The following is a 7,255-nucleotide window of genomic DNA, read 5'->3' as shown; positions in this document are numbered from 1 at the left end:
CTCTAAAATTGTCACGCTTAAGGCCAACGCTTCGATGGTGTAGCCGGAGCTGACCGGCATAACCATCGTCTTTTCTGTGGAATGCCACCAGAAGGCCAAGACCGCTGCGTTAAATGCGCTGATGGCTATAAAACCCAGCATCATAACGATTTTTACTATACGCACGGGATACCCTTGGCTTGCATCAGTTTCTCCAACATCACAGAACCGAGAGCATCTGGTCAACAACGCTTGGTGCGTTTGATACATAAGGCCGAAAATATCTCGGGGGGAGTCGCATCGCGACGGGGGGCTGGCCCCCCGCCGATTCTTTGCGAAACATCGGAATGGCGCTACAGATGATCCGGCTGCGGCATGCCAAGGACGTGAAAGCCACCATCGACGCGGATGATCTCTCCCGTCGTGAAGCGGCCCACGTCGGAGGCCAGATAGACCGCCGTGCCGCCCACCGCGTCCAGCGTTGCATTCGACCGCGCGGGCGCGTTCATTTCCGTATGCTTGAAGGTGCGCCGCGCGCCCGCGATCGCGGATCCCGCCAGCGTCTTCATCGGGCCGGGGCTGATCGCGTTCACACGAATCCCCTGCGGGCCAAGGTCATTGGCAAGGTAGCGCACGGCCGATTCCAGCGCCGCCTTGGCGACGCCCATGACGTTGTAGAACGGCGTCACGCGGTTGCTGCCCTGATAAGTCAGCGTCAGGATCGTGCCGCCGTCCGGCATCAGCTCTGACGCGCGTTTCGCGACGTCGATCAGCGAGTAGCAGGAGATCGTCAGCGAGTTCTTGAAGTTCGCGCGGGTGGTGTCGATGAACCGGCCCGCTAGTTCGGACTTGTCGGAATAGGCAATGGCGTGGACGACGAAATCGAGGCTGCCCCAGCGGTCTTTCAGCACCCCGAAAGCGGCGTCCATGCTGGCGTCGTCAGTCACATCGACATCGATCATGATGTCCGACCCGACACTTGCGGCCAAGGGTTCCAGCCGCTTGCCGAACGCCTCGCCCTGATAGGTAAACGCCAGATCGGCACCGGCGTCGGCCATTGCCTTGGCGATGCCCCAGGCGATCGACCGATCATTCGCGACCCCCATGATGAGCCCGCGTTTCCCCTGCAATCCGATCATACTCACTACCCCTTGAACCGCGACAACAACATCGATCCGTTGGTGCCGCCAAACCCGAACGAATTCGTCATCACCGTATCAAGCCCGGCATTGTCGACCCTGACCGTGGCGATCTCGGACGGGTCCAGTGCGGGGTCGAGCGTTTCGACGTTGATGGACGGTGCGATGAAGTCGTCCCGCAGCATTAGCAGGCAATAGATCGCCTCCTGCACGCCGGTGGCACCCTGGCTGTGGCCGGTCATCGACTTGGTAGAGCTGATCGGCGGTGTCTTGCCCTGACCGAAGACGCGGCGCACGGCCTCCACCTCGCCCACGTCACCGACGGGTGTGCTGGTGCCATGCGCGTTGATGTAGCTGATCCTGCGACCCTCGGGCAGGGTCTTCAGCGCCTGCCGCATCGCGCGCTCTCCGCCTTCGCCGGACGGGGCCACCATGTCGGCCCCGTCAGAGGTGGCCGCAAATCCCGTGACCTCGGCATAGATGCGCGCGCCGCGCGCCTGCGCGCCCTCCAGCGTTTCCAGCACCACGATGCCGCCGCCACCCGCGATGACGAAACCGTCACGGCCAGCGTCGAATGCGCGCGACGCCTTTGTGGGCGTGTCGTTGTACTTGCTGCTCATCGCGCCCATCGCATCGAAAAGGCAGGACAGCGTCCAGTCCAGCTCTTCTCCACCGCCTGCGAACATGATGTCCTGTGTGCCGAGCGCCACCTGCTGCGCCGCCATGCCGATGCAATGCAGCGAGGTGGAGCAGGCCGAGGTGATCGAGAAGTTCATGCCCTTGATCTTGAATGCCGTCGCAAGGTTCGCGCTGACCGTGGACGACATGGTCTTCGGCACGGCAAAGGGTCCGATTCGCTTGGTGGCACCGGTCGCCAGCACCGACTGGTGCGCGGCGAACATGGCGGATGTGGACGGCCCGCCCGATCCCGCGATCACACCGGTCATGGGGTTGACGATCTGGTCCTCTGTCAGTCCCGCATCCGCGATGGCCTGCGTCATCGCGATATGGGCATAGGCCGCGCCCGGTCCCATGAAGCGCAGGGCGCGCTTGTCCACATGGTCGGCAAGGTCGATTTTCAGCGTGCCGGCGATCCGGCTGCGGAAGCCATGCTCTGCCATTTCGGGCGATGCTTCGATGCCACTGGTCCCGGCCTTCAACGCCGCGGTGACTTCTTCGGCGGTGTTGCCGATGGGCGATACGATGCCAAGCCCGGTGATGACGACGCGACGCATGGGCGCTCTCCTTCGGTTGTTGACCCCTGTTTAGGCCAGTGCAGGGCTGCGCCGCAACCGTATTGGGCAGGCATCTTGGCGTCGGGCGTCATATTCTGGTGCGTATGGCATCGAAGATCGCAACATGAAGCGTCGGACTGGCCCTGTCGTAAATCCTTTGCCGCAGCAGGTCGCGCCCGCTATCGTGGGGTCAATTCAGCCAGCACGGGACATCCATGTCGCTCCGCCTGCACGCGCACCCGCTGTCGTCGTCCTGCCACAAGGTGCTGATTGCGCTTTACGAGGCGGAGACCCCGTTCACGCAGGTCATGGTGAATTTCGGCGACCCCGAATCGCACGCCGCGTTCCTGGCACTTTGGCCCGTCGGCAAGATGCCCGTGCTTTACGACGCGGACCGCAACGAGACGGTGGCGGAGACGTCGATCATCATTGAATATCTCGACCGCTACCATGCCGGACCGCAGCCAATGCTGCCCGCCGACCCCGACGTCCGCGCGCAAGCCCGTCTGTGGGACAGGCTCTTCGATCTCTACGTTCACGACCCCATGCAGCGACTGGTCGCGAACCACTTGCGGCCAAAGGCGGAAAGGGACGCGCGCGGTGCTGCAGAGGCAGAGGGTCGGATCGTGCGGACCTACGATCTGATCGAGACGCATATGGAAGGCCGCGACTGGGCAGCGGGCAACGCCTTTTCGATCGCGGACTGTGCGGCGGCCCCGGCCTTGTTCTACGCCGGGATCATCGTGCCTTTCGGCGCGGACCGGCACAACCTGAGCGCCTATTTCGAACGGTTGCTGGCGCGCCCGTCATATCGCCGCGCATTGATCGAAGCGCAGCCGTGGTTCCAGTATTACCCCTACCGCGACCGGATGCCCGAGCGTTTCCTGAACCTGAAAGGCTGATCAGCTTTCGCTGAGCGCCACCTTCATGTCCTTCACCTGATAGATCACGTCGCCGTCAGCCTCTACGATGCCGTCGGCGACACCCATGGTCAGGCGGCGGGTCTGGATCGCCTTGGTGAAGTCGATCTTGTAGGTCAGCCGCTTGCGGTCGGGACGCACCATGCCGGTCAACTTGACCTCTCCCACACCCAGAGCATAGCCGCGCCCTTGCCAGCCGCGCCAGCCGAGGTTGAAGCCGGTCAGCTGCCACAATCCGTCAAGGCCAAGGCAGCCGGGCATGATCGGGTTGCCGGGAAAATGGCAGTCGAAGAACCAAAGGTCCGGCGTGATGTCGAATTCCGCCACGACATGGCCCTTGCCATGGGCACCGCCATCGCCGGAGATATCCGTGATCCGGTCCATCATCAGCATGGGGGGCGCGGGCAGTTGCGCGTTGCCGGGACCGAACAGTTCGCCACGGGAACAGGCCAGAAGGGCGTCCTTGTCGAAATGGGTGGGGAAATCGGCCATGAGAGTCCTTCGGGTCCGGGCAGGGGCGCGGTATGTGCGCCGGGGCTGGGGTTTGCGACGTCACTCGACCTCTAACATCCGGGCGTTTGCAAGGGCAAGCCTTGGACCTTTGCCGGAAAGACGTTGATCCGCTGGCCCTTGATCCCATATGAAGGGGGCATGACCGATTTCGCAGACCTATCCACCGCGACGACCGACACGGCGGGCCAATGGCTTGCCCAGGCCGGACTGCGCCCGACGCGCCAGCGGTTGACGCTGGCCGCGTTGCTGGTGGGTGACGGTCAGGACCGCCACGCCACGGCAGAGGGATTGTTCGCCGCCGCCGCCATCCGGGACGAGAGGGTGTCGCTTGCGACGGTCTACAACACCCTGCGCGCGTTCTGCGATGCGGGGCTGCTGCGCGAGATCACGGTCGACGGCGCCAAAAGCTATTTCGACACCGACATGTGCGATCACCCGCACTTCTACTGGGAAGACACCGCCGAGCTGACGGACGCCCCGCGCGAGGCGCTGGATATCCGCGGCTTGCCGCAGGCCCCGGCTGGCGCGCAGATCGTGGCCGTCGACGTCGTGATCCGGTTGCGCCGCAGCTGACGCTTTGCGCGTGGTCCTGCGCCAAAATTAACAGAGCATTAACCATTTCCGGCCAGTTTGCCGGAATGTCGCATTGCAGCCCCCAATTCCTGCCGGGTCCCGGCACATTTTTCTTCACTGTCCGCCTGAAGGATGCGGGAGGTGATCTGCTGACGCGGCACATCGACCTGCTGCGTCTTTCGGTGCGATTGTGCCAGTTCCGCCACCCCTTCACGATCGAGGATGCGGTCGTCCTTCCGGACAGGTTGCACACGATCTGGACCCTGCCGCGTGGGGATCAGGATCATGCGGTGCGCTGGCAATTGATCAAGACGACCTTTGCGCGCCACATTCCCCATGCCGCGGCGCAGGGACCCGGACTGGCGCTCTGGCAGCGGCGTGTCTGGGAACAGCCGATCGCGAACGCGATGGACCTGTTGGAATGTCGAAACCTGATTCGCGGGGCACCCGTTCACGCCGGACTGGTCACCGACCCGGACGATTGGCCGTATTCCCTTGCCAGCCGGGCCGGTCGCCCGGACCGTGATGCTCACGTCATGCACTTGCGTGTCATCAACGGCGGCCGCTAGGTCAGAACCACTGCCCCGGCTCCATCAGACCCAGATCCAGAAGTTGCTGCGAATGCCACTGGAACGGCGCGGAGTTGTGCCACTTGAAGGTCTTGATATGCGGGGCAGAGCCGGGATTACGGCGCAACGCCTTGGCGGTCCTGAATGAACACAGCGCCGCCGTCAGGCTGTTGTGCCAAGGACAGGCATAGGTGTTGTATTCCGGCAGGTTGAAGGTGTGATCGGTGCGCAGCCGTAACCCCGATCTTGCGCGAAACAGCGACACGCGGTCGATGCGGCGACGCGGGGGGGGCACATGTTCCTCGAACCGCCAGCGCAGCCCGCCATAGAAATCAAGCTGCCGTTCGGCGAACGCGTTGTTCTTGTCCTTGCGGGCCAAGGCGTAATAGCCGGACCTGTCCAGATGCGCGTCCTCCATGCTGACCGCATTCGCATGGGCGGTCAGGTCGCCTGCATAAAGGTCCACCACATAGGTCAGCAGGCTGTCGCGACGCTCTTCTGTCGAAAAGGCCAGCATCTCGCCCACGGTTCGCGTCTCGCAGAAGGGAAAGAACAGGTATTCGGCGTTGTAGGCGTAATGGACCCACTGACCTGGGGCGGCGGCGATGACGCCGTTTACCGCATCGTCGAGGATGGTGTCAGACAGCGCGTCATGGTGGACACGCGTCACGCGCGGCGCGATGTCGGGGGCCAGGACGATGTCGGGCACACCGATCGCCACGACCTGCCTGAACCCCGCATCGAGGTGGTGGCGCAGGGTGCTGTCGACCTCGATGGAATCTTCCATCAGGATGATCGCGATCGGCCCATTGGCAAGGGCCGCGCGTGCTTTGCTCAGAAACTCCGTGAGGCTTGAAAAGGTCATGGGAACGCCACTGGATGGGATCGCGCGCACGGTCCGCGATATTGCCTTGCATTGCAAGCCTGCGCCATCGGCAGTAGGGAAGGGCCGTCCCCTTTCTGTCAGGTTCCGCGTCCCATGTCCGCACCCCGCAAGCTTTTCGTCAAGACCTACGGTTGCCAGATGAACGTCTACGACTCGGAACGGATGACCGAGGCGCTGGGCACCGAGGGCTATGTCGCGACGGACCGGCCCGAAGACGCGGACATGATCCTGCTGAACACCTGCCACATCCGCGAAAAGGCGGCTGAAAAGGTCTACTCGGAACTGGGCCGGATGAAGGCGCTGAAAGAGGTCAACCCGAACCTCAAGATCGGGGTGGCGGGTTGTGTCGCGCAGGCCGAGGGCGCAGAGATCATGCGGCGCGCGCCGGTCGTCGACCTTGTCGTCGGCCCGCAAAGCTATCACCGGCTGCCCGCGATGGACCGTGCCGTGCAGGGTGGGGCCAAGGCGCTGGACACGGATTTCCCCGAGGACGACAAGTTCGACACCCTCAGGGCGCGCCCGAAGACGCACCGTGCGCCGGCAGCCTTTCTGACGGTGCAGGAAGGCTGCGACAAGTTCTGCGCCTTCTGCGTCGTCCCCTATACTCGCGGAGCCGAGGTCAGCCGCCCGGCGGACCGCGTGCTGCACGAGGCGCGCGATCTGGTCGACGCTGGCGTCGCCGAAATCACGCTGCTGGGGCAGAACGTCAACGCCTACCACGGGCACGAACGGGGTCTGGCCGGGCTGATCTGGGATCTGGCAGAGATCGACGGGTTGAAGCGCATCCGCTTTACGACAAGCCACCCCAACGACATGGACGACGCGCTGATCGACGCGCATGGCACCTGCGAAAAGCTGATGCCCTACCTGCACTTGCCCGTGCAGTCCGGGTCCGACCGCATCCTGAAAGCGATGAACCGCAAGCACACCGCAGGCAGCTATCTGAAGCTGGTGGATCGCATCCGTGCGGCGCGGCCCGATCTGATGCTGTCGTCGGACTTCATCGTCGGCTTCCCCGGCGAGACGGAGGCGGATTTCGAGGCGACACTGGACTTGATCCGCACGGTGGAATTCGGGCAGGCCTATTCCTTCAAGTATTCGACCCGACCCGGCACCCCGGCGGCCGAGAAACCGCAGTTGCCCGAAGACGTGATGGTCGACCGGCTTGCCCGGCTTCAGACGCTTCTGACTCAGCAGCAGCACAAGGTGCAGGACGATATGGTGGGACGCACCGTCGGCGTCCTGTTCGAAAAGCCGGGACGCATCGCAGGGCAGATGATCGGCAAGTCCGACTATTTGCATGCCGTCTATGCCGATGCGCCGTCCGACGTGCTGGGGCAAGTGCGGGCGGTCAGAATCACCACGGCGGGCCCGAATTCGCTGGGCGGCGTGCTTGTGCCATGAAAATGGCCGGATTGGCGGCGGTTGGTTGACGTTAAGT

8 protein-coding genes are annotated in these 7,255 nt (G+C 63.5%); 4 read left to right on the top strand and 4 right to left on the bottom strand.

Features of this window, described 5'->3' with window-relative positions:
- Window positions 1-332: 332 nt before the first annotated feature.
- A complete protein-coding gene (locus ACOI1H_RS22325; RefSeq protein WP_422440289.1) occupies window positions 333-1,118 on the bottom strand; it encodes an enoyl-ACP reductase FabI in 786 nt (261 codons plus the stop codon).
- A 5-nt stretch (window positions 1,119-1,123) separates the two neighbouring features.
- Complete coding sequence (locus ACOI1H_RS22320; protein WP_422440287.1) at window positions 1,124-2,353, bottom strand: beta-ketoacyl synthase N-terminal-like domain-containing protein; 1,230 nt, start codon at window positions 2,351-2,353, stop codon at window positions 1,124-1,126.
- Window positions 2,354-2,568: 215 nt separating this feature from the next.
- Between ACOI1H_RS22320 and ACOI1H_RS22315 the strand changes: the two genes are divergently transcribed.
- Window positions 2,569-3,255, top strand: a complete 687-nt coding sequence (locus tag ACOI1H_RS22315; protein WP_422440285.1) for a glutathione S-transferase family protein — start codon at window positions 2,569-2,571, stop codon at window positions 3,253-3,255.
- Here ACOI1H_RS22315 and fabA read toward each other — a convergent pair whose 3' ends face one another.
- Entirely contained in the window at window positions 3,256-3,765 is a 510-nt protein-coding gene (gene fabA, locus ACOI1H_RS22310; RefSeq protein WP_422440284.1) for a bifunctional 3-hydroxydecanoyl-ACP dehydratase/trans-2-decenoyl-ACP isomerase, read from the bottom strand.
- Between the two features lie 159 nt (window positions 3,766-3,924).
- Between fabA and irrA the strand changes: the two genes are divergently transcribed.
- Together irrA and ACOI1H_RS22300 are read left to right on the top strand one after the other, a co-directional pair.
- Window positions 3,925-4,359, top strand: coding sequence for an iron response transcriptional regulator IrrA (gene irrA / locus ACOI1H_RS22305; protein WP_422440282.1), 435 nt, complete (start codon window positions 3,925-3,927; stop codon window positions 4,357-4,359).
- 65 nt (window positions 4,360-4,424) lie between these two features.
- Window positions 4,425-4,928 (top strand): REP-associated tyrosine transposase, encoded by a 504-nt coding sequence (locus ACOI1H_RS22300; RefSeq protein WP_422440280.1) that lies wholly within the window; start codon window positions 4,425-4,427, stop codon window positions 4,926-4,928.
- A 1-nt stretch (window position 4,929) separates the two neighbouring features.
- Here ACOI1H_RS22300 and ACOI1H_RS22295 read toward each other — a convergent pair whose 3' ends face one another.
- Window positions 4,930-5,793 (bottom strand): hypothetical protein, encoded by an 864-nt coding sequence (locus ACOI1H_RS22295; RefSeq protein ID WP_422440278.1) that lies wholly within the window; start codon window positions 5,791-5,793, stop codon window positions 4,930-4,932.
- Window positions 5,794-5,907: 114 nt separating this feature from the next.
- Here ACOI1H_RS22295 and miaB point away from each other — a divergent pair, with 114 nt between their 5' ends.
- Window positions 5,908-7,218, top strand: coding sequence for a tRNA (N6-isopentenyl adenosine(37)-C2)-methylthiotransferase MiaB (miaB, locus tag ACOI1H_RS22290; protein WP_422440277.1), 1,311 nt, complete (start codon window positions 5,908-5,910; stop codon window positions 7,216-7,218).
- The last annotated feature ends 37 nt before the right edge of the window (window positions 7,219-7,255 follow it).

Source organism: Loktanella sp. DJP18, from assembly GCF_049310965.1.
GTDB lineage: Bacteria > Pseudomonadota > Alphaproteobacteria > Rhodobacterales > Rhodobacteraceae > Loktanella.
The sequence above is the reverse complement of the archived record's forward strand: the minus strand, read 5'-3'. Positions and strand labels throughout refer to the sequence as shown.

Excerpts from the sequence above, each read along its gene's own strand:
- ACOI1H_RS22325 (WP_422440289.1), bottom strand. The coding sequence starts at position 1,118 with ATGATCGGATTGCAGGGGAAACGCGGGCTCATCATGGGGGTCGCGAAT.
- irrA (WP_422440282.1), top strand. The coding sequence starts at position 3,925 with ATGACCGATTTCGCAGACCTATCCACCGCGACGACCGACACGGCGGGC.
- ACOI1H_RS22300 (WP_422440280.1), top strand. The coding sequence starts at position 4,425 with ATGTCGCATTGCAGCCCCCAATTCCTGCCGGGTCCCGGCACATTTTTC.
- ACOI1H_RS22315 (WP_422440285.1), top strand. The coding sequence starts at position 2,569 with ATGTCGCTCCGCCTGCACGCGCACCCGCTGTCGTCGTCCTGCCACAAG.
- fabA (WP_422440284.1), bottom strand. The coding sequence starts at position 3,765 with ATGGCCGATTTCCCCACCCATTTCGACAAGGACGCCCTTCTGGCCTGT.
- ACOI1H_RS22320 (WP_422440287.1), bottom strand. The coding sequence starts at position 2,353 with ATGCGTCGCGTCGTCATCACCGGGCTTGGCATCGTATCGCCCATCGGC.
- miaB (WP_422440277.1), top strand. The coding sequence starts at position 5,908 with ATGTCCGCACCCCGCAAGCTTTTCGTCAAGACCTACGGTTGCCAGATG.
- ACOI1H_RS22295 (WP_422440278.1), bottom strand. The coding sequence starts at position 5,793 with ATGACCTTTTCAAGCCTCACGGAGTTTCTGAGCAAAGCACGCGCGGCC.